This is a genomic window from Streptomyces chiangmaiensis, from assembly GCF_036281785.1.
In the GTDB taxonomy this organism is placed as follows: Bacteria; Actinomycetota; Actinomycetes; order Streptomycetales; family Streptomycetaceae; genus Streptomyces; species Streptomyces chiangmaiensis.
In genome coordinates this window covers 1-569 of sequence record NZ_JAYWVC010000745.1, presented here as the reverse complement: position 1 = coordinate 569, position 569 = coordinate 1, and the positions used below count along the sequence as shown (strand labels likewise).

Here is a 569-nt window from a genome sequence, read left to right as displayed (position 1 = left end):
CCCATGATGTCAGTGGCGACCGCGGAGAGCTTGATGCCGGTGTCCTCCAGGAGTTTCTCCAGCCGCTGGACCGCCCGGGAGCGTTCCCGGGTAGTGGTCGTGCGGGCACGGGTCAGGTCCCGCAGCTCCCGCACTGGCTCCGGCGGGACGAACGAGGGCCGCACCAGGCCGTGGGCGCCGAGCTGGGCCAGCCAGGCCGCATCCGAGACGTCCGTCTTCCGGCCGGGCAGGTTCTTGACCTGCCGCGCGTTGACCAGGATCACGTTCAACTCGTCGGCCAGCACGTAGTAATACGGCTTCCAGTAGTCCGACGTCGCCTCGATCACCACGAGCGTCACCCGTGCGGCGAGCAGGTGGTCGCGCAGGGCGAGGACCGCATTCGTGGTGGCGCCCCAGGTCGTGGTCTCGGTCGTGAAAGACCCCCGCCGCCGGGTACTTGGGGTGCGGACGCACACCTTCGCGTCCTTCTTGCTGATGTCCATCCCCGCGCAGCGTTCATGCATGACATCCACGGCCTGCTCCTTCCCTCGCAAAGGCCAGGAGGACGCCGTTCCGGGAGGGCCAGGGTG

The 569-nt window shown here is 68.5% G+C and carries 1 protein-coding gene; it reads right to left on the bottom strand.

Annotated elements, in window-relative coordinates; translation table 11 throughout:
- Positions 1-512, bottom strand: a 512-nt coding sequence (locus VXC91_RS46720) for an IS110 family transposase (protein ID WP_329513382.1), incomplete at its 3' end; no start/stop codon positions are given.
- Between the last annotated feature and the right edge of the window lie 57 nt (positions 513-569).